General features: G+C 67.1%; 20 protein-coding genes and 1 tRNA gene. 12 read left to right on the forward strand and 9 right to left on the reverse strand.

All coding sequences use genetic code 11. The features are described from left to right. Nucleotides 1-7 precede the first annotated feature (7 nt). Complete coding sequence (locus CJ010_RS16285) at nucleotides 8-1528, forward strand: efflux transporter outer membrane subunit (RefSeq protein WP_141019013.1); 1521 nt, start codon at nucleotides 8-10, stop codon at nucleotides 1526-1528. Between the two features lie 42 nt (nucleotides 1529-1570). On the opposite strand, the gene CJ010_RS16290 is transcribed toward CJ010_RS16285, so the two are convergent. Beyond that, on the reverse strand, nucleotides 1571-2098 hold the full coding sequence (locus tag CJ010_RS16290; RefSeq protein WP_141019014.1) for a DUF2867 domain-containing protein: 528 nt from the start codon (nucleotides 2096-2098) through the stop codon (nucleotides 1571-1573). 175 nt (nucleotides 2099-2273) lie between these two features. Continuing rightward, nucleotides 2274-3509, reverse strand: a complete 1236-nt coding sequence (locus CJ010_RS16295) for an MFS transporter (RefSeq protein ID WP_141019015.1) — start codon at nucleotides 3507-3509, stop codon at nucleotides 2274-2276. A gap of 91 nt (nucleotides 3510-3600) precedes the next feature. Here CJ010_RS16295 and CJ010_RS16300 point away from each other — a divergent pair, with 91 nt between their 5' ends. Continuing rightward, on the forward strand, nucleotides 3601-4386 hold the full coding sequence (locus CJ010_RS16300; RefSeq protein WP_141019016.1) for a helix-turn-helix domain-containing protein: 786 nt from the start codon (nucleotides 3601-3603) through the stop codon (nucleotides 4384-4386). On the opposite strand, the gene CJ010_RS16305 is transcribed toward CJ010_RS16300, so the two are convergent. Genes CJ010_RS16305 through CJ010_RS16320 form a run of 4 tightly spaced genes read right to left on the reverse strand, consistent with a single transcriptional unit; the run spans nucleotide 4383 to nucleotide 11102 of the window. Next, a complete protein-coding gene (locus tag CJ010_RS16305; RefSeq protein WP_141019017.1) occupies nucleotides 4383-7289 on the reverse strand; it encodes an EAL domain-containing protein in 2907 nt (968 codons plus the stop codon). The two genes, CJ010_RS16300 and CJ010_RS16305, sit on opposite strands and share 4 nt — an antisense overlap. Nucleotides 7290-7311: 22 nt before the next feature. Continuing rightward, on the reverse strand, nucleotides 7312-9828 hold the full coding sequence (locus CJ010_RS16310) for a PAS domain-containing hybrid sensor histidine kinase/response regulator (protein WP_141019018.1): 2517 nt from the start codon (nucleotides 9826-9828) through the stop codon (nucleotides 7312-7314). Nucleotides 9829-9836: 8 nt separating this feature from the next. After that, nucleotides 9837-10646 carry a 4-hydroxy-tetrahydrodipicolinate reductase gene (gene dapB, locus CJ010_RS16315; RefSeq protein ID WP_141019019.1) on the reverse strand — a complete coding sequence of 270 codons (810 nt, stop codon included), beginning with the start codon at nucleotides 10644-10646 and terminating at the stop codon, nucleotides 9837-9839. Between the two features lie 42 nt (nucleotides 10647-10688). Beyond that, complete coding sequence (locus tag CJ010_RS16320; protein ID WP_141019020.1) at nucleotides 10689-11102, reverse strand: outer membrane protein assembly factor BamE; 414 nt, start codon at nucleotides 11100-11102, stop codon at nucleotides 10689-10691. Nucleotides 11103-11221: 119 nt separating this feature from the next. Here CJ010_RS16320 and fur point away from each other — a divergent pair, with 119 nt between their 5' ends. Then, nucleotides 11222-11659 carry a ferric iron uptake transcriptional regulator gene (gene fur, locus CJ010_RS16325; RefSeq protein ID WP_141019021.1) on the forward strand — a complete coding sequence of 146 codons (438 nt, stop codon included), beginning with the start codon at nucleotides 11222-11224 and terminating at the stop codon, nucleotides 11657-11659. Nucleotides 11660-11746: 87 nt separating this feature from the next. Here fur and recN read toward each other — a convergent pair whose 3' ends face one another. Together recN and CJ010_RS16335 are read right to left on the reverse strand one after the other, a co-directional pair. Then, nucleotides 11747-13414: a DNA repair protein RecN gene (gene recN / locus CJ010_RS16330; protein WP_141019022.1), complete on the reverse strand. Its 1668-nt coding sequence runs from the start codon at nucleotides 13412-13414 to the stop codon at nucleotides 11747-11749. A 45-nt stretch (nucleotides 13415-13459) separates the two neighbouring features. Next, entirely contained in the window at nucleotides 13460-14344 is an 885-nt protein-coding gene (locus tag CJ010_RS16335) for an NAD kinase (RefSeq protein ID WP_141019023.1), read from the reverse strand. A 102-nt stretch (nucleotides 14345-14446) separates the two neighbouring features. Between CJ010_RS16335 and hrcA the strand changes: the two genes are divergently transcribed. From hrcA to CJ010_RS16355, 4 genes are all read left to right on the forward strand, one after another. Further along, nucleotides 14447-15475: a heat-inducible transcriptional repressor HrcA gene (hrcA, locus tag CJ010_RS16340; protein WP_141019024.1), complete on the forward strand. Its 1029-nt coding sequence runs from the start codon at nucleotides 14447-14449 to the stop codon at nucleotides 15473-15475. Between the two features lie 49 nt (nucleotides 15476-15524). Next, a complete protein-coding gene (gene hemH / locus CJ010_RS16345) occupies nucleotides 15525-16610 on the forward strand; it encodes a ferrochelatase (protein ID WP_141019025.1) in 1086 nt (361 codons plus the stop codon). Beyond that, nucleotides 16610-16987 carry a phage holin family protein gene (locus CJ010_RS16350; RefSeq protein ID WP_141019026.1) on the forward strand — a complete coding sequence of 126 codons (378 nt, stop codon included), beginning with the start codon at nucleotides 16610-16612 and terminating at the stop codon, nucleotides 16985-16987. Before hemH ends, CJ010_RS16350 begins: the two co-directional genes overlap by 1 nt. 83 nt (nucleotides 16988-17070) lie before the next feature. Next, nucleotides 17071-18105 (forward strand): hypothetical protein, encoded by a 1035-nt coding sequence (locus tag CJ010_RS16355; protein ID WP_141019027.1) that lies wholly within the window; start codon nucleotides 17071-17073, stop codon nucleotides 18103-18105. Between the two features lie 23 nt (nucleotides 18106-18128). Here CJ010_RS16355 and CJ010_RS16360 read toward each other — a convergent pair whose 3' ends face one another. Continuing rightward, entirely contained in the window at nucleotides 18129-19493 is a 1365-nt protein-coding gene (locus CJ010_RS16360) for a serine/threonine-protein kinase (RefSeq protein ID WP_141019028.1), read from the reverse strand. A 187-nt stretch (nucleotides 19494-19680) separates the two neighbouring features. Between CJ010_RS16360 and CJ010_RS16365 the strand changes: the two genes are divergently transcribed. The 5 genes from CJ010_RS16365 to CJ010_RS16385 all read left to right on the forward strand — a co-directional run bounded on the left by CJ010_RS16365 (nucleotide 19681) and on the right by CJ010_RS16385 (nucleotide 24782). Further along, nucleotides 19681-21000: a TRZ/ATZ family hydrolase gene (locus CJ010_RS16365; RefSeq protein ID WP_141019029.1), complete on the forward strand. Its 1320-nt coding sequence runs from the start codon at nucleotides 19681-19683 to the stop codon at nucleotides 20998-21000. Nucleotides 21001-21102: 102 nt separating this feature from the next. Further along, a complete protein-coding gene (locus tag CJ010_RS16370) occupies nucleotides 21103-21816 on the forward strand; it encodes an OmpA family protein (RefSeq protein WP_141019030.1) in 714 nt (237 codons plus the stop codon). Between the two features lie 113 nt (nucleotides 21817-21929). Next, nucleotides 21930-22631 carry a bifunctional 2-polyprenyl-6-hydroxyphenol methylase/3-demethylubiquinol 3-O-methyltransferase UbiG gene (gene ubiG, locus CJ010_RS16375; protein WP_141019031.1) on the forward strand — a complete coding sequence of 234 codons (702 nt, stop codon included), beginning with the start codon at nucleotides 21930-21932 and terminating at the stop codon, nucleotides 22629-22631. Nucleotides 22632-22742: 111 nt separating this feature from the next. Next, a tRNA-Met gene (locus tag CJ010_RS16380) sits at nucleotides 22743-22819 on the forward strand. 166 nt (nucleotides 22820-22985) lie between these two features. Next, the gene (locus CJ010_RS16385; protein WP_141019032.1) at nucleotides 22986-24782 is read left to right on the forward strand and encodes an ABC transporter transmembrane domain-containing protein; all 1797 of its coding nucleotides are present in this window, start codon (nucleotides 22986-22988) and stop codon (nucleotides 24780-24782) included.

The raw sequence follows: 24782 nt of genomic DNA on the forward strand, positions 1-24782 counted from the left end.
CGACGACATGAACGACAACGCATCAAGATTCACCCGGCGCATCCCGCTGCTGCTCGCCACCCTGCTGACGCTGGCCGGCTGCTCGCTGGCGCCGGTGTATGAGCGCCCCGAGGTCGCGACCCCGGCCGCCTTCAAGGAGGCCGATCCGGCGCTCGAAGCCGCCGCCGCGAAGTGGAAAACCGCCGCGCCCGCCGAGGACCAGCACCGCGGCGAATGGTGGCGCATCTTCGGCGACGACACGCTGAACGCGCTCGAAGCCGAGGCGCTGGCCGCCAACCAGGACCTCAAGGCCGCCGCCGCCCGCCTCGCCCAGGCGCGCGCGCTGGAAGGCAGCGCCCGCTCCGAGCGCATGCCGCAGATCGACGCCAGCTTCGGCCCCACCCGCCAGCGCCCCTCGCCCGCGTCCCAAGGGCTGGACGAGGACGCCTCGGTGTCGCCCAGCACGCTGTGGCGGGCGCAGGCGGGCATCGGCTATGAAGTGGACCTGTTCGGCCGCGTCGCCTCCAGCGTGGACGCCGCCGGCGCCGACACCCAGCAGCGCGAGGCGCTGCTGCGCTCGGTGCAGCTCGCGCTGCAGGCGGATGTGGCCCAGGCCTACTTCCTGTTGCGCGAACTCGACGCCGAGCAGGCGCTGTTCCGTGCCACCGTCGACCTGCGCGGCGAGGCGCTGAAGCTGGTGCAGCGCCGCTTCGAGGCCGGCGACATCGGCGAGCTGGACGTGGCCCGTGCCCGCACCGAACTCGCCAGCGCCCAGTCGGAAGCGCACGGCATCGCCCGTCGCCGTGCCGCCGCCGAACACGCCCTCGCCATCCTGCTCGGCAAGCCGCCGGCGGAGTTCAGCTTCGCTGCCCAGCCGCTCGCCCGCATCACAGTCGGCGTGCCGGCCGGGCTGCCGTCGGCGCTGCTCGAACGCCGGCCCGACATCGCCGCCGCCGAACGCGCGATGGCCGCAGCCAACGCCCGCATCGGCGTGGCGCGTGCAGCCTTCTTCCCGCGCCTCAGCCTGACCGGCGCGTTCGGCTACGAATCCGCCGAACTCGGCGACCTCTTCCAGTGGTCCAGCCGCACCTTCCTGCTCGGCCCGCTGGTGGGCGGCGTGCTGTCGATGCCGATCTTCGACGGCGGCCGCCGCCAGGCCGACCTAGACCGCGCCCGCGCGGTGTACGAGGAAGACGTGGCGCGCTACCGCCAGACCGTGCTCGGTGCCTTCCGCGAGGTGGAGGACGGGCTCGCCAACCTGCGCATCCTCGGCAGGCAGACCCAGGCCCAGGACGAAGCGGTGGCCGCGTCCGAGCGCGCCGCGCGGCTGTCGCAGCTGCAGTACCGCGAAGGCGCCACCAGCTATTTCGAGGTGATCGACGCCGACCGCAGCGTGCTGCAGCAGCGCCGGGTGGCGCTGCAGCTGGATGGGGAACGGGCGCGGTCCACGGTGGCGCTGATCCGCGCGCTGGGTGGCGGCTGGGAGGCATCGGCCACGGCAGACGCCGCACCGGCTAGAACCACTGCGCTGGCCGCGAACCCACGCTGAGCGGCCTCGCCCCCGCGTCGGGTCAGCGCCCGGCGCGGTGTCCTAGCCCGGCTGCGATACCGTCCGCAGCACCGCGGGGGCGATCACCCGATGCATCGGCGCGACCGGCAGCATGTAAAGCCGGCCCAGCAGGTTATGGACGTGGACGACCGTCGACACCGTGACCAACGTTTCGCCCCGATCGCCGCGCGCGCAGTGCAGTGACAGCACCACGTCGAGATGGCGGTCGCAGTCGCCGAGCAGCACTTCGTCGTGGCCGATCTCGTACAGCGTGAAAATGCCCAGACGATCGCCCGGCCGGTAATCGCCTTCCGGGCGGGCGGGATCGATGGCGGCCATGGCGCCGAGATCCTTAAGTCCGGCCAGACGGACGACACGATTGCGCAGCCGCATGCAGGCATCCACCCAGTGCGGCGTGCGGCCGAAGGCCTTGATGAACTGGCCGAGCGCCGACAGGTCCGGCTCGCCGGCGCGTACAACCCAGGCGTCGTGGAAGTGCGCACCCGCGGTACGCGTGGCGATCCGGCTGCCGGCCGGCACCGCGGCCTGCCGTGGCGACGCCGCATTCATCGTCCGCCTTCTGTATGGCAGGGGCCGACGATCAGACGCGCCAGCGAGTTTTCAGGGTAGGGGCTTCCGGCTTCGCGCATTCCGGCATGCTCGGCAATTGACAGTCCGGCAGCATACGAGGCGGGGCCGCAGCCGGCAATCTCAGCTAGCCGCGGCCCGCAAGGAAGTTGCCGGCTCAGGCCGACGCCACCGCTGCCGCCGGCGCTTCCGCCCGCCGCGCCGCCGCCAGCGCCGACACCACCGCGCCGATCTGCAGCACCGCCACGCCGGCCATCACCATCGAGAAATGGCGGCCGTCCATCAGCGGACCGAAGGCCAGCGGCGCCAGCGCCATGCCACTATCGATGCCGGAATAGACCAGACCGTAGATGCGGCCGTAGGCGCTGGCGCCGAAGCGCGACACCGCCGAACGCCGCACCAGGATGTCGCGCGACGGCCCGGCCACGCCGGTGCAGAAGCCGATGAAGGCCAGCGCCGGCACCGCCACCCAGCCGGGCAGCACGCCAGCGGCAAGCACCAGCGCCATCGCCGCGGCGGCCGCGAGGAAGACGGCGACCAGGCGGTCGTGCGCCGCGACCTTGCTGGCAATGAAGCCGCCGACGAAGACGCCGCCGGCCGCCGCCAGCAGGAAGGCGGTGATGCCGCTCGCCGCCGAGGCCAGGCTCAGGCCGTAGAGCGACTGCAGCAGCGGCGTGCCGTAGTTCTGGAAGGCGCCGAAAGCCATGGTGGTGAAGAAGAAGAACAGGAAGCACAGCCACACCGCCGGCACGCGGATGAAGTCGAGCGAGCTTGCGCTGCTCTGCTGCTTGCGCGCCTCGCTGCGCTCGGCGCCGTCGGCCAGCCAGTGGCGGGCGAAGAACAGGCAGGCGACGCTGACGAAAGCAAGCACCGCGGCGCCGACCGCCGCCATCCGCCAGCCGGCGAACGTGGCCAGGCCAACCATGAACACCGGCGCCAGCGCCCAGCCGAGGTTGCCCGACAGGCCATGCGCCGAGAAGGCGTGACCCAGCCGTGCTTCCGACACCTTGCGGTTGAGCAGGCTGAAGTCGGCCGGGTGGAAGACCGCATTGCCGCAGCCGGCGATCACCGCTGCCAGCACCAGCCCGCCCAGCCCCTGCGCCATCGACACCAGCAGCGCGGCGATGCCGAGCAGCGAGACCCCGGCGCTCAGCACGCGATAGGCGCCGAAGCGGTCCACCGCGAATCCGGCGGCGGCCTGGCCGAAGGCGGACACCACGTAGAAGGCGGTCATCGCCAGACCGACACGGGTGAAATCGAGCTCGAAGGCCTGCATCAACCAGGGAAACAGCGACGGCAGCACCAGCTGGAAGAAGTGCGAGGTGCCGTGCGCGAAAGCCACCACGGCGATCACGCCGGCATCGTGGCGGACATGGGTTTGAGCTTGGGTCATGAGCGGCTCCTGCGACAAAAGGCTGCCGACCGATGATAATCCGCTCACCACTTGGCACATGATCGCAAGCGGGACAACTACTATCGAGAACATGCCACGTCCGATTTTCGAACTCCCGCCCCGTCCACAGCCCACCGCCGAGGATCCGATCTCGGTGCTGATGCGCGAGCCGCCGCCGGATTCCATCATTCCCTGGCACAGCCACCCCTGGGGTCAACTCGCCTATCCGGTGAGCGGCGCAGTCTGCATGGACGTCCCCGGCAGCCGCTGGCTGGTGCCGCCCTTCCGCGCGGTATGGGTGCCGCCAGGCGTCGAACACCAGCAGAGCATGCTCGGCCATGTGCGCCTGCGCGTGGTCCATGTCTCCGGCGATTGTGCCGCACTGCCGCCGTCGCAGTGCGCGGTGCTGGAGATCACCCCGCTGATGCGCGAACTGATCGAAGCGCTGCTCCCCCGCCCACCGCAAAGCGAGCGCCGCACGCAGATCCAGGCGCTGCTGCTGACCGAGCTGGGCCAGGCACGCACGCTGGACCTGCGCCTGCCGCAGCCGGTGGATCGCCGCCTGTGCGCCCTGTGCGAAGCGCTGATGGCGGATCCGGCCGACAATGCCCCGCTCACGGAATGGGCGCGTCGGGTCGGCGCCAGCAGTCGCACGCTGGCGCGCCTGTTCCAAAGCGAGATGGGCATGAGCTTCGGCCTGTGGCGCCAGCAGGTACGGCTGACCCACGCCACGGTGCTGGTCGCCCAAGGCCGGCCCTATGCCGAGATTGCTGCGGAACTCGGCTACGCCAGCCCGAGCGCGTTCTCGGCAATGTTCCGCCGTGCTTTCGGCTGTTCGCCGCGCCAGTTCTACGCGGCGCAGCCGGCGGCCGGCTAGGCGGTGGTCCTCGCCGAATGTTCCGCCATGTAGGCAGCGAAGGCGTCGGCCGGCATCGGCCGGCCGAAGTGGTAGCCCTGCGCCTCGTCGCAAGCGTAGCTGCGCAGGCGCTCGACCAGGTGTTCGTGCTCGACGCCCTCGGCGATGGTCTTGAGCCCCAGGCTGCGCGCCATCTGGATGATGGCCTGCACCAGCGCGGCATCGTCCGGGTTCTTGTCCATCTCGCGCACGAAGGACTGGTCGATCTTCAGCTTGTCCACCGCGAAGCGCTTGAGGTAGGACAGGCTGGAATAGCCGGTGCCGAAATCGTCGATGGACAACCGCAGCCCCAGGCGCTTGAAGCGTTGCACGCTTTCGAGCACCGAATCGACGTCGCCGAGCAGGATGGACTCGGTCAGTTCCAGCTCCAGATACTCGGCGTCCAGCCCGGCGGCGGCGAGCGCGTCCGCCACCGTCTGGTAGAGCTCGGGACTGCGGAACTGCACGGCCGAGAGATTGACCGCCACAACGATCTCCGGCAGACCGGCCTGCTGCCAGCGCGCTGCCTGCCGGCAGGCCTCCTCCAGCACCCAGGCGCCGATCTGCACGATGAGGCCGCTGTCTTCGGCCAGCGGGATGAAGCGCGCCGGCGAGATCTCGCCCTGTTCCGGATGGCGCCAGCGGATCAGGGCCTCGGCGCCGGTCACCTCGCCGCTGACAAGGTCGATCTGGGGCTGGTAATGCAGCACCAGTTCCTTGCGCTCGACGGCACCACGCAGGCGGCCGAGCAGGGCCAGACGTTCGAGCGCGTTGGCGTTCATCCCCTCGTCGAAGAAGCGATGGGCGTTGCGCCCCGCCGCCTTGGCCTGGAACATCGCCGTGTCGGCCTTCTTGAACAGGGTCTCGAAATCGCGGCCGTCCTCCGGAAACACCGCCGCACCGAGCGACACCGTGGTCACCAGTTCGTGGTGATCGATCTCCATCGGCGCAGCCAACTGCTGCAGCACCTTGCCGATGACGGCAGTGATGGTGCCGGTATCACCGGCATCGGCCAGCAGCACCAGGAATTCGTCGCCGCCCACACGGCACACCGCGTCGGTCTCGCGCATGCAGGCGGTGAGCCGGCCGGCGGTGCGCTTGAGCAGCGCGTCGCCGGCAACGTGTCCGAGCGAATCGTTGATGACCTTGAAGTTGTCGAGATCGAGATAGAGCAGCGCACAGCGGCGGCCTTCGCGTTCGGCATAGGCGGCGACCTGCAGGAAGCGCTCCTGGAACAGCAGCTTGTTCGGCAGGCCGGTGAGCACGTCGTGATGGGCGAGGAACTCGATGCGCGCCACCGCCGCCTTGCGCTCGGTGATGTCGCGCACGAAGGCGAAGAAGCGCGCGCCCATCGCGCCATCGATGTAGTTGATGCTGACCTCGATGTCGCAGAAGCTGCCGTCCTGCCGCCGCCAGCGGCTGTCGAAGCGGCCGGCGCCCGCCGCGGCCACTGCCTCGAGGCGTGCACCGATGGCCGCAGCATCCAGCGCCGCTTCCAGCGCGCCCACGCCCATTTCCAGCATCTGCCCCCGGCTGTAGCCGCTGAGCTCGCAGGCTGCGTCATTCACCTCGGTGAAACGGCCCGCCCAGTCGAGGATGACGAAGGCGTCCATCGAGGCGCGGATGATGGTGCCATAGCGTTCCTCCGCCATGCGGAAGTCGGTGACGTCGGTGGCCACGCCGCCAACCCCGACCAGCTCGCCGTGATCGTCCACAATCGGAAAGCGCACCGCCTCGAATACGCGCTCGTCGTCGCCGACGCGGAGCTTGTCGGTGCCCATCACCACCGTCCGCTCGCGGATGACCTGCTGGTTGTCGTCGTCGATGCGGCGCGCGTACTGTGCCGGGAACACCTCGAAGGCATTGCGCCCGATGATGCCCGCCCGCGGCCGGCCGGCCAGGCGTTCGAAGGCCGTATTGACCAGGGTGTAGCGGAAATCGCGGTCGGTCATGTAGATCGCCGACGGCGAGTTCTCGGCAAAGGCGGTGGACAGGGCCTGGCTCTTGCGCAGTGCGGCAGTGCGCTCGATGACCTTGCTTTCCAGTTCCGCCTCCTTCTGCTTGAGGTTGCGGAACAGCAGGTCGTAGGGCGCGACGATGCCGGTCACGAGGACGGCGCGGTACAGGAAATAGGCCGAGGCCAGCAGCAGGTAGTGGCCGTACTCGTTGGCCGCGCCGAACACGCTGACGTACTGGGTGAAGGCCAGCTCGGCGAGGATGCCGAGCACGATGGAGGCCATGATGGTCGCGAGGACCGCGTTGTCGAAGTGGCGACGCTGCCGGTAGAGCACCAGCAGGCTGGCGACGAAGATGCCGGCGATGACGTATTCGCTGCCGATCTTGAAGGCAGTGAGCCCCTGCTCTTCCACGTAGCAGTCGGGAAACACCCCGGTCAGCACCGCGGCGATCAGTGCCGCCGTGATCGCCGCGTATCCGCCGATCAGCACGCGGCCATTCACCCTGCGGTGCGCCACCCCGGCGGCCAGCAGGAAGGACAGGCTTTCGAGATAGCGGAAGGCGATCCACAACTGGGTTGGCAGATTGGCGTCGTAGCCCTTGAGGATGCCCACGCCCTTGTAGCCGAGCGTGTGCAGCAGCTCCAGCCCGGCGATGAAGACGGCCGCGATGCCAATTACCGACAGGAAGGCATTGCCCGACCAGCGGCGCGAATGCCAGGCGAGCACGAACATGCCGCCGAGCACGAAGATGCGGATCGACTCGACCAGCGTGTGAAACAGCAGGAAGCTGTAGCGGGCGCACAGGTGCAGCGCCACGATGGTGACCAGCAGGCCCGCCAGCTGGGCGGGGCCGACCAGGGGCGTCTGCACGGAAGAAGCGGGGACGTAGAGTTTCATCGGCAGGCGGAAACCGGGGGTCAGTACCATGGCGTCGGTCTCGACATGAGTCTTAGTGTTTGCGCTGCAACTTGCGCAACGCGCTTGCCACGGCGTTCATCTCGCGCAGCAGGGTCTCGAGCTGAGCGCCGCTTGCGGCCGGATCGCCGGCGCGTGCGGCCTGCTCGACCTCACGCGCGGCCGCCATCGCGCGCTGTGCGCCGAACAAGCCGACCGAGCCCTTGATCGAGTGGGCGATCTCGCCCAGGCGCTTCAGGTCGTTGGCGCTGCCGGCCTTGCGCAGCTCGGCCAGGGTGCCGCCGAGATCGCGGAAGAAGACGCTCAGCAACTGCTGCACGATGTCCTCGTCACCGTCGAACATCGCCCGCGCCTCGTCGAGATTGGCAACCTCCCCACCGGCGGCGCCATCGACATCGAGCAGGCTGTCGTCGCCGACCTCGTCGGCACCGTCTTCCGGCGAACACACCCTGTGGATGGCCGCGAGCAGATCGGCCGGGCGGATAGGCTTGGCGACGTAATCGTCCATGCCGGCCTCCAGGCAGCGCGCGCGGTCGCCCTCCATGGCGTGCGCGGTCATTGCGACGATGGGCGTGGCGTGCCAGCCGCCCTGCATCGCCCAGCTGCGCCTCGCCTCGCGGGCGCGTATCGCCTGCGTCGCCTCGATCCCGCCCATCACCGGCATCTGCAGGTCCATCAGCACCAGGTCGAAGTGGTCGGCATCGAAGGCTTCGATCGCTTCGGCACCATTGTTGGCGATGGAAACCATGTGGCCGATGCGCTCCAGCATGCGCGAGGCGACGGTCTGGTTCACCGGATTGTCCTCGACCAGCAGGATCTTGAGCTTGCGCGGCGGCGTCACCTCCTCGCGCAGGATGTCGGTCAGCGAGCGTTCCGGATCGAAGGCCAGCAGCGCATCCTCGTCATTGCCACTGCTGCCCAGCCGGGCGATGCGCAGGGCGTCGCACAGGTCTTCGGCCGAGAAAGGCTTGGACAGGCGCGACTGCAAACCGAGCTGCTGGCAGCGCACCAGATCGTTGCGCTGCGAATGGCTGGACAGCATCAGCACGATGCGATCGAGCATCGGCGCCGCCTCCAGGTAACGCTCCGCCAGCGCGAATCCGCCCGGCGCCGGCATGTCGGCATCGGTCAGCACGAAATCGAAGGGCTTGTTGCTCGCGTGTGCTGCGGCAAGCGCACCCAGCGCAGTCGCGCCGTCGGCCGCCACCACCGGCTTCATGCCGCGTTGACCCAGCAGTGTCGACAGCCGCGCCGCGAAAGCGGCGTTGACCGCGACGATCAGCACCCGGGCCCCCTCCAGCGCATCGACCCGCGGCGGCATGGCCGCCGCCACCTCCACCAGCCGCGCGCTGAAGCGGAACACGCTGCCTTCGCCAGGCGTGCTGGTGACACCGATGTCGCCGCCCATCAGCGACACCAGGTGCTCGCAGATGGCCAGGCCCAGGCCGGTGCCGCCGTACTTGCGGGTGGTGGAGCTGTCGGCCTGGGCGAAGGCGCCGAAGATGCTGTCGAGCTTGTCGGCGGGGATGCCGATGCCGGTGTCGCGCACCGCGATCTCCAGTGTCAGCGAACGTTCCGCCCGCTCCCGCACGCTCACGGCGATCTCGATCTCGCCTCGCTCGGTGAACTTGATGGCATTGCCGATCAGGTTGGTCAGCACCTGGCGCAGACGCACCGGATCGCCGCGCAGCACCGCCGGCACCTCCGGCGCGATATCGAAGAAGAGTTCGACGCCTTTCTGGTGGGCACGCAGGGCGAGCGTGCGCACCGTTTCGGCCACCACCGAGGTGATCGAGAAGTCGATTTCTTCCAGGCTGAGGCGGCCGGCCTCGATGCGGGAGAAATCGAGGATGTCGTTGATGATGGTGAGCAGCGCCTCGGCCGAAGACTTCACCGTCTGCAGGTAGTCGCGCTGCTCCGGCGCCAGCGCCGAATCGAGCAGCAGCTCGGTCATGCCGAGGATGCCGTTCATCGGCGTGCGGATCTCGTGGCTCATGTTGGCGAGGAAGTCGCCCTTGGCGCGACTGGCCGCCTCGGCCGCTTCCTTGGCCTGCAGCAATTCGAGCTCGCGCAGGCGGTGGCTGGTGACATCGCGATAGATGCCGACGACACGGCGCCAACGTCCGTCGCCGCCACGCTCCTTGGCCTGGCCGCGGACCAGCACCCAGCGCCAGGCATCGTCGGCACCGAGCACGCGGAACTCGCATTCGAAGCGCGACTCGCCGTCGCGCAGATGGGCGACGAACTCGTCGCGCAACATCTCCCGGTCTTCGCCACGCACCAGCGGAAGCCAGTCTTCCAGGCGGCCGCCGATGCTCCCCGGGTCGTAGCCGAGCCAGGCCCAGCCCTGCGCGTCGACGTTGAGTTCGCCGTGTTCGCAATCCCAGTCCCACAGTCCGGCGCCGGCGCCCATGGTGGCGAGCTGCAGGCGCTCCTGGGCCACAGCGAGATCATGCAGCGCGGCATCGCGCTCCGCGCGCAGACGCGATGCCTCGTCCTGCGGCGCCTCGCCGCCGTCGTCCTGATCGGGCTCCGCGGACCGGGCGCTCATTGCCGGGCTCAGCGCAAACCGAGCACGTCCTGCATGTCGAACAGACCGGAGCGGCGCCCCGCGAGGAAGCGCGCCGCCCGCAGCGAGCCGAGCGCATACGGCATGCGGCTGCCCGACTTGTGGGTGATCTCGATGCGCTCGCCGATGCCGGCGAAAAGCACGGTGTGATCGCCGACCACATCGCCGCCGCGGATGGTGGAGAAACCGATGGTCTCGGCCTTGCGCTCGCCGGTGACACCTTCGCGGCCGTAGATCGCGCAGTTTTCCAGATCGCGCCCCAGCTCGCGGGCAACGACTTCGCCCATGCGCAGCGCCGTGCCCGACGGGGCATCGACCTTGAAGCGATGGTGCGCCTCGATCACTTCGACGTCGTAGCCTTCGTCGAGGATGCGCGCCGCCACTTCGAGCAGGCGGAACACCGCATTCACGCCAACCGCCATGTTGGGCGCGAAGACTACCGGGATCGCCTCGGCCGCCCTGGCGATCGCGGCCTTGCCGGCGGCGTCGAAGCCGGTGGTGCCGATCACCATCGCCTTGCCGAACTCGCGGGCGATGGCGAGGTGCGCCAGCGTGCCCTCCGGCCGGGTGAAGTCGATCACGCAATCGGCGGCGGCGATGGCCGCGCGCACGTCGTCCGTGATCGCGACGCCGCTCGCCACGCCGACGAACTCGCCGGCATCGCGGCCGATGAAGGTGCTGCCGGCGCGGTCGAAGGCGGCCGCAAGCGCGATCTCTTCGTCCTTCAGCGCAGCCTCGATCAGCATGCGGCCCATGCGGCCGGAAGCCCCTGCAATTGCGACACGTACAGGTGTGGTCATGTTCTTTCCTGGATGCTGGGCGGCGACATCCGGCCGCCGCGATTATTGCTTGCCGTCGGCCGGCACTTCCACCACGCGGGTGCGGCTGCTCTGCTGCTGGGCGGCGGCATTCTGCGCATCGCCCGCCTGGATGTCGCCTTCCACGTGGTCGAGCTTGTCGTCGACGAAGAACACCGAGAACACCCGCTGCTCCGGTTCGCCGCTGCCCGGCTTGAAGCGGTAGACGTAGTCCCAGCGATTGGTGCGGAAGATGTCCACGACCAGCGGGGAACCGAGCACGAAGCGCACCTGCTCGCGGGTCATGCCGCGCTTGAGCTGGGCCACCATGGCCTGGTCGACGTAGTTGCCCTGGCGGATGTCGATCCGGTAGGGGTCGACCTTCTGCGCGATCGTGCCAAAGGAGCAAGCGGTGAGCAGACTGGCGGCGGCGAGCGCCGTGATGAGCGATGAACGCATGTGGGATTTCGCGGTTGGGCGCCGTACAGACCGACGCTGGTTCTCAGTAAAGGGCAAAAAATATAACATAGCGAGGTACGGCGACACCGCCCTGCTTATTTTCCCCCCACAGGACGACCATGTCCGAGAACTCCAAGAACCTCAAGAGTATCGGTCTGAAGGCCACGTATCCGCGCCTGAAGATTCTCGACCTTTTCCAGACCTCCGATCAGCGCCACCTCACCGCCGAGGACGTCTATCGCCTGCTGATGGGGGAAGGCATGGACATCGGCCTCGCCACCGTCTACCGCGTCCTCACCCAGTTCGAACAGGCCGGCCTGCTCGAACGGCACTACTTCGAATCCGGCAAGGCGGTTTTCGAGCTCAACCAGGGCGGCCATCACGACCACCTCGTCTGCCTGCAGTGCGGCAAGGTCGAGGAATTCTTCGATCCGGAAATCGAAAAGCGCCAGAACGCGATTGCCGAAGAACGCGGCTTCGCGGTCAAGGAACACGCCCTCTATCTCTACGCCGACTGCCTGCGCAAGGACTGCCCCAACCGCCACGGCGAGCACTGAACGCTACGGCGCGCCGCGCCGTGGCGGGTTCTCCCATACCAGCGAAGGGGCGACCCTGGGCCGGCGGGATTCGATTCTGCCCGCCGCTCAGGCCAGGCCGAGCATCTCCGCTGCATGCTGACGGGTGGTGGCGGTGATGTTCACGCCGCCGAGCATGCGCGCAATTTCCTCGATGCGCGCCTCGCTGTCGAGCGGCCGCACCTCACTCAGGGTTTCGCCCTCGCGCTCGGCCTTGGCGATGCGCCATTGCCAGTCGGCGCAGGCGGCAACCTGGGGCAGATGGGTGACGCACAGCACCTGGCGCTCGCGCCCGAGGCGGTGCAGCAGCTTGCCGACGATCTCGGCCACGCGCCCGCCGATGCCGACGTCGACCTCGTCGAAGATCAGCGTCGGCGTCGCCGAATCGCGGCTGGTCATGACCTGGATGGCCAGTCCGATGCGCGCCAGCTCGCCACCGGACGCCACCTTGGCGAGGCTGCGCAGATCCTGACCGGCATTGGCGGCCACGCGGAACTCCACCTGCTCGACCCCGTGCGCACCCGGCTCGCAAGCCTCCAGCGCCACCTGGAAGCGGCCGCCTTCCATCGCCAGCGTCTGCATCGCCTCGCTGATCTCTCGCGACAGCGCTTCGGCTGCAGGCCGCCGTGCGGCCGACAGGCGCGCCGCCGCCGCATCGAAAGCCACACGCGCCTCTGCCTCTGCCCCGGCCAGCCGCACCGGATCGGCCTGGGCTTCCAGCATCTCGCTGCGCTCACGCCACTGGCCGGCAAGCGCGGGCAGCTCTTCCGGCGCAACGCGATACTTGCGCGCCACATCCATGACCGCCGCGATGCGCCGCTCCACTTCGCCGAGGCGCTGCGGATCGAGATCCAGCCTCTCCCGGTAGCGGCGCAGGGCGTGCAGCGCCTCGTCGGCCTGGATCGCCGCCGAGGACAACAGCTCGCGCACGTCGGCCAGCCCGGCGTCGACATCGGCCAGTTCGGCGATGCGGCCATCGAGATGGCGCAACACCGCGCACACCGCGTAATCGCCCTCGCCCAGCGCCGTGAGGGTTTCGTCCGCCCCCTCCATCAGGCTGGCCGCGTGGGCAAGGCGACCGTGTTCGGCATTGATGTCGCCCCACTCGGCCGGATCGAAGGCGAGTTCGTCGAGCTCGGCGAGCTGCCAGCCCAGCAGTTCGCGCTCGCGCGCCGACGCCGCCGAATCCTGCTCGGCGTTGCGGCGCAGGGTGGCGATGCGCTGCCACTCGCGATGACAGGCAAGCACTTCCGCCGCCAGCGTGCCCGCCCCGGCGTGGGCATCGAGCAGCTGACGCTGCGCGTCCCCGCGCAGCAGCGCATGATGGGCATGCTGGCCGTGAATGTCGGCCAGCCATTCACCGGCTTCGCGCAGTTGCGCCAGCGTGACCGGCGTGCCGTTGATCCAGGCGCGGCTGCGGCCATTGGTATCGACCACGCGGCGCAGGATCAGCACGCCATCGTCGATCGAAAGTTCGTGTTCCCCCATCCAGGCGCCGAAGGCCGCCGTCACCGACGGATCGGACGGCGGATCGAACTCGGCGGCGATGTCCGCCTTGTCGCGTCCGCGCCGGACCACCGCGCTTTCGGCCCGCCCGCCCAGGGCGAGCCCGAGCGCATCGAGCAGGATGGATTTGCCGGCGCCGGTCTCGCCGGTGAGCGCGCCGAAGCCGGCGCCGAATTCGAGTTCGAGGCGGTCGACGATGACGAAGTCGCGGATGGTCAGGCGGCGCAGCATGATGGTCTGGGATCGGGAAAATGCCGTCAGGCGCGCTGACGGGCTTCAGTTGTGACGGGGCGTCGCGCTCCAGTGCAGCTTCTCGCGCAGCATCGCGTAGTAGCTGTAGCCTTCGGGATGGAGCAGGCGCACCGCCAGCGGCGAACGGGTGATCTTGACGCAGTCGCCGGCGCGGGCGTCGAAACGCGCCTGACCGTCGAAGTGGATGCGGGCATCGTGCGGCGGCAACAGCACGATCTCGATGCGGCAGGAATCGGGCAGCGTGACGGGGCGTGCGGTCAGCGCGTGGGGACAGAGCGGCACCAGCGCAATGCCGTCCACCCCCGGATGCAGGATGGGGCCGTTGGACGACAGCGCGTAGGCGGTGGACCCGGTCGGCGTGGAGATGATCATGCCGTCGGAACGCTGGGTGTAGACGAATTCGCCGTCGATCAGCAGATCGAACTCGATCATCCGGCCGAGATCGCCCTTGTTCACCACCACGTCGTTGAGCGCCGGTGTATGGAACACCCGCTGGCCGCTGCGCAACACCTCGGTGTCGAGCATGAAACGCGACTCCTCGCGGTAGCGGCCATCGACGATTTCGCCGAGCCGTTCGAGCGCTTCGCTGCGGGCGACGTCGGTCAGGAAGCCGAGCCGGCCCAGATTGACGCCGACCAGCGGCACCTCGTGCTCGGCCAGCCGGCGGGCGGAATTCAGCATGGTGCCATCGCCGCCGACGACCACCGCAAGTTCGGCCTGGGCGCCGATTTCCTCGTAGGTGGCCACGGCGAAATCACCCGCGCCGCCGACGGAACTTGCCGTGCCCTGCTCGATCCACACGACAAGACCGCGCTGCCGCAGATAGTTGGCGATGGCGAATACCGACTCCGCGACGTCGGGACTCTGGTACTTGCCGATCAGGGCGATGCTACGGAAATGCGCACTCATGGGCGCGGATTAAACCACATTCGTGTAACAGCATGGCGTACCGCGCGCTTGGCAGCGGGCCGCCCTCTTCCCTAGAATCCGGCATCATCCTTGCGAACCGCCATGAACCCGCTCGACGCCCGCTCCCAGATCCTGCTCAAGACGCTGATCGAACGCTATATCGCCGAGGGGCAGCCGGTCGGCTCGCGTGCGCTTTCCCGCTATTCCGGCCTGGAGCTGTCGCCGGCGACCGTGCGCAACGTGATGAGCGACCTCGAAGAGATGGGCTTCATCGCCAGCCCGCACACCTCGGCGGGTCGCGTGCCGACCGCGCTGGGCTACCGCTTCTTCGTCGATGCGCTGCTCACGGTGCATCCGATGGAGCGCGCGCGGGTCCAGGCCCTCAAGGGCCAGCTGATGCCCGACCAGCCGCAGCGCCTGATCAGCTCGGCCTCGCACCTGCTGTCCGACCTCACCCAGTTCGCCGGCGTGGTGGTGGCCCCGCGCAAAGAGGCGGTGCGCATCCGCCAGATCGAATTCATCAGCCTGTCCGAAACCCGCATCCTGCTCATCATCGTCACCACCGCGGGCGACGTGCAGAACCGCATCCTGCTCACCCGGCGGGCCTACTCCGCGTCCGAACTGAGCGGCGCGGCAATCTACCTGAACGAGCACTTCGCCGGCCTGTCCTTCGACGAAATCCGCGAACGCATCCAGGACGAGCTCAAACAGTTGCACAGCGACATGAGCGAGCTGATGACGGCCACGGTGGAGGCCGGCACCGAGGCGGTGGCGGAAACCGAGAGCAACTACGTCATTTCCGGCGAGACGAACCTGCTCGACGTCGAGGACCTGTCGTCCAACATGTCGCGGCTGCGCGAGCTCTTCAAGCTCTTCGAGCAGAAGACCGGCCTGATGCAGCTGCTGGACCTGTCCAACCGGGCGCAGGGCGTGCAGATTTTCATCGGCGGCGAATCCGGCCTTGCCCCCCTCGATGGCTGCAGCGTGATCACCGCCGCCTACGAGGTGGACGGCGAGGTGGTCGGCTCGGTCGGCGTCATCGGTCCCACCCGCATGGCCTACGACCGCGTGATTCCCATCGTGGATATCACCGCGCGCCTGCTGTCGAACGCCCTTTCATCGAATCACTGACGACCGGCCATCCCGGCCGGCGCCGCGCATCGCTGCGCAAAGGATCTTCATGGCCCGCTTCTGGACCGAACCGCAGCACAAGCACGGCACGCCGCCCCGCATCGGCGTGCTGCTGGCCAACCTCGGCACGCCGGAGGCACCCTCGGCCGCCGCGCTGCGCCCCTATCTCAAGCAGTTCCTGTCCGACCCGCGCGTGGTGGAAATTCCCCGCGTGGTATGGTGGCCCATCCTCAACGGCATCATCCTCAATACCCGCCCGGCGAAATCCGCGGCCAAGTACGCCAGCATCTGGATGGACGAGGGCTCGCCACTCAAGGTCCACACCCAGCGCCAGAGCCGGCTGCTGGCTGCCAGGCTCGGGGACGGGCTCGAAGTCTCCTGGGCGATGCGTTACGGCGCACCGTCGATACCCGACCAGCTGAACGGGATGCGCGCCGCCGGCTGCGACCGCATCCTGGTCGTGCCGATGTATCCGCAGTTCTCGGCCAGCACCACCGCCAGCGTCATGGATGAAGTGGCGCACTGCCTTTCCCGCTGGCGCAACCTGCCCGAACTCCGCTTCGTCCGCAGCTTTCACGATGATCCCGGCTACATCGCCGCGCTCGCCCGTAGCGTGCGTGAGCACTGGGCAACACACGGCCAGCCCGACCGGCTGGTGATGAGTTTCCACGGCACGCCGCGCCGCACGCTGGATCTCGGCGACCCCTACCATTGCGAATGCCGCAAGACGGCCCGGCTGGTGGGCGAGGCGCTCGAACTGCCCGCCGAGCGCCTGCTCGTCACCTTTCAGTCCCGTTTCGGCAAGGCGGAATGGCTGCAGCCCTACACCCAGCCCACGCTCGAAGCACTTGCCCGCGACGGCGTCGGGCGAGTGGACGTGATGTGTCCCGGCTTCGTCGCCGACTGCCTCGAAACCCTGGAGGAGATCGCGATGGAGTGCCGTGCCGCCTTCCTCGGCGCGGGCGGCAAGGCCTTCCACTACCTGCCCTGCCTCAACGAGCGCGAAGACTGGATCGCCGCCCTGGCGGACCTGACCCGTCGCCAGCTCGGCCACTGGCTGGACCGGCCGGCACCGTCGGACGAAGCGCTCGCCGCCAGCCAGCGCAGGGCGACAGCACTCGGCGCGGCGCACTGATGAACCTACGGCTCATCCTGCGCTGGGCGCTCAATGCGGTCGCGCTACTGCTGCTGCCCGAGCTGATCGCCGGCCTGCGGGTCGACAGCTACGCCGCTGCACTGATCGGCGCCCTGCTGCTGGGCCTGATCAATGCGCTGATCCGCCCACTGTTGATTCTCGTCACCCTGCCGATCACGCTGCTCAGCCTCGGCCTGTTCACGCTGGTGATCAACGCATTCCTGTTCTGGGCGGTGGCGGGGCTGGTCGGCGGCGTGCACGTCGACGGTTTCTGGACGGCGTTCTGGAGCGCCCTGCTGTACAGCCTGCTAACCTGGCTGGTGAGCATCGCGCTAGGCGACGACAGCGGCGACCACCATCCCCGCCTGCGCCGCTGAACGACTCGCCGCGCGCCGGCGGCTCAATTTTCCGGCGGACCGGCCGTTAACACCTTCGGGTTGCTTCAACCGGAAGGTCGGCCATGAAAATCGCATCTGCCAGCATCGAACTCCAGTCGTCCCACATCGAGACGCGACAGCTCGCCGTCTCCGAACGCCTCGACATGTGGGTCGGCGATCGCACCCGCGGCAATGCCGGCCGCAACGGCGTCGACCTCGCCGGTGACCAGGTACAGCTTTCCGACAAGGCACGCGCGGCCCAGGAAGCCGATCCGCTGGCGGCTGCGGACGACGCCGCGGAGTCCGATCCGCGCCTGTCGGTGCTGATCCGCATGATCGAATTCCTCACCGGCAAGCCGGTGAAGCTGATGCGCCTCGACGACCTGAGCGATCCGTCGTCGGCTGCACAAGGCACGGGCCCGTCGAACAATGCAAGCGCCAACCCGCGCGCCGGCTTCGGCATCGCCTACGACTACCAGGCGACCTACAGCGAATCGGAACAGACTGAATTCTCCGCGACCGGCACGGTACGTACCGCCGACGGCAGGGAAATTTCCTTCTCGCTCGGATTCAGCATGGCCCGCAGCTACAGCGAGACCATCTCGGAAAGCTTCCGCGCCGGCGACGCCGTATTGAAGGATCCGCTGGTACTCGACTTCGCTGGCCCGTCGGCCGCGCTGTCCGACCTGCGCTTCAGTTTCGATCTAGATGCCGACGGCACCAAGGAAGACGTGCCGCTTGCCGGCGGCAGCGGCATGCTGGCCTTCGATCGCAACGGCAACGGCAAGATAGACGACGGCCGCGAGCTGTTCGGCCCGACCACCGGCGACGGCTTCGCCGAACTCGCTGCCCTGGATGCAGACCGCAACGGCTGGCTGGACGAAAACGATCCCGCCTTCGCCCAGCTGCGCCTGTGGCAGCCCGATGCAAACGGCGCCGGGCAACTCGCGACGCTCGCCGAGGCCGGCATCGGCGCCTTCCACCTTGGCCGCGTGGCCACGCCTTTCAGCCTGAACAACGCCGCCAACGAAACGCTGGGCGTGATGCGCTCAAGCAGCTTCTATCTGCGCGAGGATGGCAGCGCCGGCACAGTCAGCCAGATCGACCTGAGCGTCTGAGGCGCGCCCGGCAGCAACAAGCCTCAGTCGTCGACCAACTGCAGGTCGAGCCCGCCGGTGGCGGTGTAATCACCCTTGGTGGCCGATCCGCGCGCTTGCGAAACCTGCCGCGCCAGCTCGGCAAAGCGCCGCACCAGCACGGTGGTCACCTCCTTGCGGAAGTTGTCCTGGACTTCTTCGGTCGCAAGCGCCAGCGCGGCCGGATTGATTTCGAGATAGGTCAAAGGCGTCAGCGACACCACAGTGACCATGCGGCGGTGGGTCCGGTCGTCCAGCCAACCGTCCTCGCCGAAGACCTCGCCGACACCGAGTTCGAGCACCTGGCGCCCTTCGATGGAGACTTCGACCTTGCCATCGAGCACGACGCCGAAGCGCTGATCCGGATCGCGTTCTTGCACCAGCGTGACGCGCTCATCCACCTTGCGCCAGGCACACAGGCGCAAGACCTCCCACAACTCGATGTCGTCGAACTCGGTGAAGAACGGGAGCTTGCGCAGGATCTTGAAACGGGTGGTATCGACTGGAACGGCGGTGTCGTCGAGGATCTTGTAGCGCACCGCCGACAGATCCTTCGCAAACTCGGCTCCGTTCTTGTAGCGGGAGTACAAGTCCTTCTCCAGCGCCTTGCGGATCACCGCGTCCATCTGTTCCGGCACATCCGGATTGAGCTGCGACACGGAAGGCGGATCGGCATTGATGATCTTGTACACCAGTTGCGCAGGATTGGCCGCACGAAATGGCAGCCGGCCCGTCAGCAGGTGAAACAGCACCACGCCGAGCGAGTAGAGATCGGTCTTCTGGTTGAGCGGGTAGCCCTTGATCTGCTCCGGGCTCATGTAGGCGGGCGAGCCGACCCCCATGATGAAGGTCGAGTCGGTCTCGACCTTCTTGCCGATGTTCAGTGCCAGACCGAAATCGGTGATCTTCACGTTGTCGTGCTCGTCGACCAGGATGTTCGCCGGCTTGATGTCGCGATGCACGATGCCCTGGCGGAAGGCGTAATCAAGTGCCATGCAGCACTTGAAGACGATGCCGATGGTGCGATGCAGGGGCAGCAGGCGTTCGAAGCTGGCGTAGCGTTCGAGCGATTCGCCCGGGAAGTACTCCATCACCACATAGGCCTCATCCTTCTCGATCACCGCATCGAAGATACGGATGATGTTGGGATGATCCAGGCGGCTCGCAACCGCCTTCTCCGCCTTGAGCAGCTTGAGCAGGCGCCGGTTCCACTTGGCCTCGTCCTTGACCTTGTCGTCGAAGCGGACGTGCTTGACCGCCACCGGCTCGGGGTAATGCGGATTCTCGGCAAGGTAGACGGTCGCGGTCGCGCCGCGGCCCACCTCGCGCACGATCTTGTACTTGCCGATCTTTTCCGGAAGCTGCCCCATCTCGTCCCCGGGCCTTGCACTGCCCAATCGCTTTGCTTTATGTGTCCATTTTGGCACGAAGACCGCAAAACGCGTTACGGCCGCAAGCCACCACCGGGGCTCGTCTGGTCCGGTTACACTCCAGACCGCTCACCCCACTCGACAACCCGTTTCGCCGACGGCGATTCTCATTGGTCGGAACACTCCGGTGAATACTGCCATCGATCTACTCATCAATGCCCGCTGGATCGTCCCGATCGAGCCCGCCGGCGTAGTGCTCGAGAACCACTCAGTGGCGATCTGCAGCGGCAAGATCGTCGACCTGCTGCCGCAGACCGAGGCCGCCGCGCACTACCTTGCCGCACGCACCGTCGACCTCCCCGAGCATGTCCTGATTCCCGGCCTGGTCAACGCCCACGCACACGCCGCGATGAACCTCATGCGCGGCATCGCCGACGACCTGCCGTTGATGCGCTGGCTGCAGGACGCCATCTGGCCAATCGAAGGCAAGCATGTCAGCGCCGACTTCGTCCGCGACGGCACCCTGCTGGCCGCGACTGAAATGCTGCGCGGCGGCATCACCACCTGCAACGACATGTATTTTCACCCGGAGGCGGCAGCCGAGGCCTTCGACCTTGCCGGGATGAGGGCAGTGCTCGGCCTGGTCGTACTGGACTTCCCCACGCCTTACGCCGCCGACGCCGACGACTACCTGCGCAAGGGACTTGCGGTCCGCGACCGCTGGCGCGGACATTCGCGCATTGGCTTCTCGATCGCCCCCCATGCACCCTACACCGTCTCCGACGCCAGTTTCGAACGCGTCGCCAGCCTTGCCGCCGAACTCGACCTGCCAGTGCACATCCACATCCACGAGACGGCCGACGAGATCAGGGAGTCGCTCGCCTCCCACGGCCTCCGGCCGATTGCCCGACTGCGCAAGCTCGGACTCCTCGGAGAGAACCTCATCGGCGTCCATGCCGTCCATCTCGACGATGCCGACATCGAACACCTCGCCCACCACGCTTGCAGCACCGTGCATTGCCCGACGTCGAACATGAAGCTCGCCAGCGGCATCTCGCCGGTGTCCCGCCTGCGCGGGGCCGGCGTGAATGTCGCCCTGGGTACCGACGGCGCAGCAAGCAACAACCGGCTGGATGTCCTTCAGGAAATGCGCCAAGCGGCACTGCTTGCCAAGGTCAGCACCGGGGACGCCACAACGCTGTCAGCCCATGAAGTCCTGCGCATGGCGACACTCGACGGCGCGCGCGCACTGGGGCTGGATCGCATCATCGGCTCGATTTCCGTCGGCAAGCAGGCCGATCTGTGCGCCGTCGCCCTCAATTCCGTCCTGACCCGTCCCTGTTTCGATCCGGCCTCGCACCTGGTTTACGTGGCTGGGCGGGAACAGGTCACTCACGTGTGGACCGACGGCGAATCCCGCATGGATCAAGGCGTTCCGCTGTTGCAAATAAGAGACAAAGAATTGCTCAGGCTCGCAGCGCTGTGGCAAACTAAACTTGTTAATTGAACTGGATAAACCTGTTCGATACGACAAGAATTCGGCTATGTTGAGGCTGTATTCCTGCTTAATGCAGCGGCTTTCCAGTCTTTGCCCTTCAATGAGGAAACCATGATCAAACACACCAAGAAACAGATGCTCATGCTGGCCGCGATCGCCTCGATCGGCTTGTCCGCTTCCAGCGCCTTCGCTCAAGCGAAGGACGTTGTCGTTGATGGCAAGGGTGAAGTCCCCTACGTGATCGATGCCCGCAACGTGGTTGCCCGCAGTGGTACCGGCCTGTGCTGGCGCACCGGCTACTGGAGCCCGGCCGCCGCATCCACCGCCATGGCTGGTCAGTTCCCCGCCGGCTGCGAATGCGATGGCGACATCGTTCCGAAAGAAAAGTGTACCCCCGCTGTCGCCTCTGCTCCGGCTGCCGCCCCGGCCCCCGGTCCGAAGCCGACCGCCGACAAGATCAAGCTGTCTGCCGACGCCCTGTTCGACTTCGACAAGGCTGTCCTGAAGCCGGAAGGCAAGGCCAAGCTCGACGATCTCGCCGCCAAGTCCAAGAGCGTCAAGCTCGAAGTGATCCTGGCCGTCGGCCACACCGACCGCCTCGGCTCCGACTCCTACAACCAGAAGCTGTCCGAGCGCCGCGCTGCCGCCGTGAAGACCTACCTGGTCAGCAAGGGCGTCGAAGCCAACCGCGTCTACACCGAAGGCAAGGGCGAAAAGCAGCCCGTGACCGGCACCAAGTGCGATACCGTCAAGAACCGCAAGGCTCTGATCGAGTGCCTGCAGCCGGATCGCCGCGTCGAAGTGGAAGTGATCGGCTCCAAGTAATACGCCGCATCATCGCGAAAAGCCCTGCTTCGGCAGGGCTTTTTCATTTATGAAGCACGAACGCAATTGCGTGGTTCCAGTCTGAGCAGCGTGGTCACACAAAGGCAAACCTGATGAATACCAATTCCGATCCCGCCGAAGTCCAGAAATTCAGCGATCTCGCCCACCGCTGGTGGGATCCGGCCTCGGAGTTCAAGCCCTTACACGAGATCAATCCGCTTCGCCTCGACTGGATAGATGCGCGCTGCAGTCTTGCAGGCAAGCAGGTGCTCGACGTCGGCTGCGGCGGCGGGTTGCTATCCGAAGGCATGGCGCAGCGCGGCGCCAGGGTTTCCGGTATCGATCTCTCCGACAAGGCGCTTGGCGTCGCCCGCCTTCACCTGTACGAAAGCGGCCTCGAGATCGATTACCAGCTCACCAGCGCGGAAGCCCACGCCGACAGGCATCCTGCGTCCTTCGACGTGGTCACCTGCATGGAGATGCTGGAACACGTGCCCGATCCCGCCAGCACCGTCAGGGCCTGCGCCCAGCTGGTCAAACCCGGCGGTGACATCTTCTTCTCGACCCTCAACCGCAAATTCAAGTCCTATCTGCTGGCCATCATTGGTGCAGAGTACGTCCTGAACCTCCTGCCACGCGGAACCCACGAGTATTCGAAGTTCATCAAACCGTCGGAGCTCGCCCGCTACTGCCGCGACGCCGAGCTGGAAGTGTCGAACCTGACCGGAATGAGCTACAGCCCGATCAGCAAGGTGTATTCGCTGGGCGCTGATACCGACGTCAATTACCTCGTCCACGCGCGGCGTATCGCCTGAACAGGGGTCGCGTTCGGCGCCCTGAAACCCGCCAAAGGTATCGACGCAGCAAATTATTCACAAAATACTTGACTCATTGTTTTCCGCTGTATATAGTTATGCCTTCTCCGACGCGGGGTGGAGCAGTCTGGCAGCTCGTCGGGCTCATAACCCGAAGGTCGCAGGTTCAAATCCTGCCCCCGCAACCAAAAAAAGAAACAGGCCGACAGCGAAAGCTGATCGGCCTGTTTTGCTTTCCAAGAGCCTTTCTGTTCGGCATGACCGTGCAGCCCGGCTCTCGCGCCGTACTTTGCGCTTCGCGGCATTTTCGTCGCCTGATGGACAAGACGCGCGCGTGATGAACAATAATCGCGGATGTCCAGCGATCTCCAGAACTCCCCAGCGGCCGGCCGCAAGCTGTCCGCCTTGAAAGGCCTGTGGCCGTTTCTGCGTCCGTACCGACCCCGAATCGCATTGGCCTTCGTGCTGCTATGCCTGGGGTCCGTGACCATACTCCTGGTGCCGCTCGCCTTTCGCGACCTCGTCGATTTCGGCTTCGGCAGCGGCACGCAAACGAGGGGTGGCGTCCTTGGCGCCTTCAGCCTCAACGGCCACTTCATCGCGCTGTTCGGCTTGGCAAGCTTCTGGGCGGTGACGGTGGCGGCGCGCTACTACACCGTTTCGTGGATAGGCGAGCGGGCGACGGCGGATTTGCGCAGCGCGGTCTACGCCCGGGTGTTGTCCCAGTCGCCGCAGTTCTTCGAAACCTTGCAGACCGGTGAGGTCTTGTCCCGTCTGACCGGAGACACGACCCTGATCCAGACCGTGGTCGGCAGCTCGGTTTCGATGGGCTTGCGCAGCCTGTTCCAGTTCGTCGGCGGCATGATCATGCTGGCGGTCACCAGCGCCTATCTCTTTTCGCTGAATCTCGGCCTGATGGCGCTGCTGACCTTGCCCATCATCGCCATCGGTCGCAAGGTCAAGCGACTCTCCCGCGAATCGCAGGACAGGATCGCCGATGCATCGGCCCTGGCCGGCGAGATCCTCAACGCCATGCCGACCGTGCAGGCATACACCCAGGAAGCGCAGGAGGTCCGCCGCTTCGCACAGCGAACCGAAGCGAGCTTTCTGACGGCGATCCGGCGTACGCGGGTGCGTGCCGCATTGACGGCACTCATCATCACCGCCGTCATGGGCACCATCATCTTCGTGCTCTGGGTCGGGGCGCGCCAGGTGCATGACGGCACCATGACCACCGGCCAGCTGGCTTCCTTCGTCCTGTACGCGGCGCTGGTGGCCGGTGGCGTCGGCACCATGGCGGAGGTATGGGGCGACGTGATGCGTGCGGCCGGCGCCGCCGAGCGCCTGCTCGACCTGCTGCACGCCGAGCCCACCATTCGCGAAGCGCCGGGCGCCCAAGCCCCGCTGGTTTCCGCCCAGGCCGCGATCCGCTTCGAGCATGTCGTGTTCGCCTACCCCGCCCGGCCGGAGATCCGCGCCGTCGACGATGTCTGCCTGGACATCGCCCCCGGCGAATGCGTTGCGCTGGTCGGTCCCTCCGGCGCCGGCAAGACGAGTCTGTTCCAGTTGCTGCTGCGCTACTACGAGGTGTCCGGCGGCTGCATCCGGATCAACGGCCAGGACATCCGCCAGCTGAGCCTGCACGATCTGCGCAGGGACATCGCGATCGTGCCCCAGGATCCGGTGATCTTTTCCGCCAGCGCGTTGGAGAACATCCGCTATGGCCGGCCGGAGGCGAGCGATGAAGAGGTGGTGGCGGCAGCCAGGGCGGCGGTCGCCGACGACTTCATCGAGCGTCTGCCCGAGCGCTACCAGACCTTCCTCGGCGAGCGCGGCACCCGCTTGTCCGGCGGTCAGCGCCAGCGCATCGCGATTGCCCGGGCAGTCCTGAAAGGCGCACGCCTGCTGCTGCTCGACGAGGCTACCAGCGCCCTCGATGCGGAATCCGAGATCCTCGTACAGAAGGGGCTCAGCGCGGCCATGCAGGGACGCACCACGCTGATCATCGCCCATCGACTGGCCACGGTGCAGAAGGCCGACCGCATCGTGGTCATGGAGCGGGGGCGCATCGTCGAGATCGGCACGCCCGAAGATCTGCGCAAACAGGGCGGGCTCTACTCGCGGCTGGCCGCGCTGCAGCTCGACCTCTGA

It is taken from the genome of Azoarcus sp. DD4 (assembly GCF_006496635.1).
Taxonomy (GTDB): domain Bacteria; phylum Pseudomonadota; class Gammaproteobacteria; order Burkholderiales; family Rhodocyclaceae; genus Azoarcus.

What these genes read in the sequence shown, in the direction of transcription:
- CJ010_RS16285 (WP_141019013.1), top strand. Translation starts at nt 8, where the DNA reads ATGAACGACAACGCATCAAGATTCACCCGGCGCATCCCGCTGCTGCTC.
- CJ010_RS16290 (WP_141019014.1), bottom strand. Translation starts at nt 2,098, where the DNA reads ATGAATGCGGCGTCGCCACGGCAGGCCGCGGTGCCGGCCGGCAGCCGG.
- CJ010_RS16295 (WP_141019015.1), bottom strand. Translation starts at nt 3,509, where the DNA reads ATGACCCAAGCTCAAACCCATGTCCGCCACGATGCCGGCGTGATCGCC.
- CJ010_RS16300 (WP_141019016.1), top strand. Translation starts at nt 3,601, where the DNA reads ATGCCACGTCCGATTTTCGAACTCCCGCCCCGTCCACAGCCCACCGCC.
- CJ010_RS16305 (WP_141019017.1), bottom strand. Translation starts at nt 7,289, where the DNA reads ATGGTACTGACCCCCGGTTTCCGCCTGCCGATGAAACTCTACGTCCCC.
- CJ010_RS16310 (WP_141019018.1), bottom strand. Translation starts at nt 9,828, where the DNA reads ATGAGCGCCCGGTCCGCGGAGCCCGATCAGGACGACGGCGGCGAGGCG.
- dapB (WP_141019019.1), bottom strand. Translation starts at nt 10,646, where the DNA reads ATGACCACACCTGTACGTGTCGCAATTGCAGGGGCTTCCGGCCGCATG.
- CJ010_RS16320 (WP_141019020.1), bottom strand. Translation starts at nt 11,102, where the DNA reads ATGCGTTCATCGCTCATCACGGCGCTCGCCGCCGCCAGTCTGCTCACC.
- fur (WP_141019021.1), top strand. Translation starts at nt 11,222, where the DNA reads ATGTCCGAGAACTCCAAGAACCTCAAGAGTATCGGTCTGAAGGCCACG.
- recN (WP_141019022.1), bottom strand. Translation starts at nt 13,414, where the DNA reads ATGCTGCGCCGCCTGACCATCCGCGACTTCGTCATCGTCGACCGCCTC.
- CJ010_RS16335 (WP_141019023.1), bottom strand. Translation starts at nt 14,344, where the DNA reads ATGAGTGCGCATTTCCGTAGCATCGCCCTGATCGGCAAGTACCAGAGT.
- hrcA (WP_141019024.1), top strand. Translation starts at nt 14,447, where the DNA reads ATGAACCCGCTCGACGCCCGCTCCCAGATCCTGCTCAAGACGCTGATC.
- hemH (WP_141019025.1), top strand. Translation starts at nt 15,525, where the DNA reads ATGGCCCGCTTCTGGACCGAACCGCAGCACAAGCACGGCACGCCGCCC.
- CJ010_RS16350 (WP_141019026.1), top strand. Translation starts at nt 16,610, where the DNA reads ATGAACCTACGGCTCATCCTGCGCTGGGCGCTCAATGCGGTCGCGCTA.
- CJ010_RS16355 (WP_141019027.1), top strand. Translation starts at nt 17,071, where the DNA reads ATGAAAATCGCATCTGCCAGCATCGAACTCCAGTCGTCCCACATCGAG.
- CJ010_RS16360 (WP_141019028.1), bottom strand. Translation starts at nt 19,493, where the DNA reads ATGGGGCAGCTTCCGGAAAAGATCGGCAAGTACAAGATCGTGCGCGAG.
- CJ010_RS16370 (WP_141019030.1), top strand. Translation starts at nt 21,103, where the DNA reads ATGATCAAACACACCAAGAAACAGATGCTCATGCTGGCCGCGATCGCC.
- ubiG (WP_141019031.1), top strand. Translation starts at nt 21,930, where the DNA reads ATGAATACCAATTCCGATCCCGCCGAAGTCCAGAAATTCAGCGATCTC.
- CJ010_RS16385 (WP_141019032.1), top strand. Translation starts at nt 22,986, where the DNA reads ATGTCCAGCGATCTCCAGAACTCCCCAGCGGCCGGCCGCAAGCTGTCC.